Below are 842 nucleotides of genomic sequence, written 5' to 3'. Positions count from 1 at the left end.
ATCCGGCCGGAGTCCGAGCCGGCGCTGCTCAGCGCCTTCTCGTGGTAGGGAATGTTGCGCAGGTGGGTGCGCGCCTCCCAGTTGCGGTAGGAGCGGATCAGGTCGCGGCGCAGCGCGGTCAGCTTGAGGGTCGGCAGGTCCGGGCAGAGCCGCAGCAGGTAGTCGGCGGCGCGCGAGAAATCCTTCTTCGCCAGCGCGCGCAGGCTCATCAGATAGAGGTCGAGGAACTCGCGCTCCATCGTGCCGACCGTGCCCATGTCGATCAGCGCCACCCGGTTGTCGCGCAGCAGCATGATGTTGCCGGGATGCAGGTCGGCGTGGAACAGATTGTCCTCGAGCAGCTGGCGCAGTGCGGAGATGAACAGCCGCTGGGCGACCTTCTTCGGCCGGATCCCGTTCTGCAGGCACCAGATCTCCGCCCGCTCCGGGTCGGCGGTGGCGACCTCGATATATTCCGACATCAGGACGCCCGGCACGAACTCCATCACGATCACGGACGCGGTCGACAGATGGAAGAACGGGCGCGGCACGTGCACGCCATGCCGCTTCAGGCTCTTGCGCATCCGCTCGAGGTTGGCCGCCTCGTAGCGGTAGTCGAGTTCCTCCCGCATCATCGTCTCGAGTTCCCACAGCGCATCCTGCATGCGCATGTGCCGGCCGAGCTTCAGCCACTGGAGCACGCCCACGATCCGCTTGAGCACCCGCAGATCGCCCTCGAAGGACGGGACGATCCCGGGACGGCGGACCTTCACGATCACGACCTCGCCGGTCTGCCGCAGCACCGCGCGATGGACCTGGGCGATCGAGGCGGCGGCGAACGGTTCCGGGTCGAAATGGCTGAA

1 protein-coding gene is annotated in these 842 nt (G+C 66.9%); it reads right to left on the bottom strand.

Annotated features, from left to right (window positions below; genetic code table 11):
- A partial coding sequence (locus EQG76_RS27840; protein ID WP_159718319.1) for an AarF/ABC1/UbiB kinase family protein occupies nucleotides 1–842 on the bottom strand: 842 nt, incomplete at both ends.

The organism is Geminicoccus flavidas, from assembly GCF_009806515.1.
GTDB lineage: Bacteria > Pseudomonadota > Alphaproteobacteria > Geminicoccales > Geminicoccaceae > Geminicoccus > Geminicoccus flavidus.
Note: the sequence above shows the minus strand (reverse complement) of the source record. Positions and strands in the feature narration are given on the sequence as shown.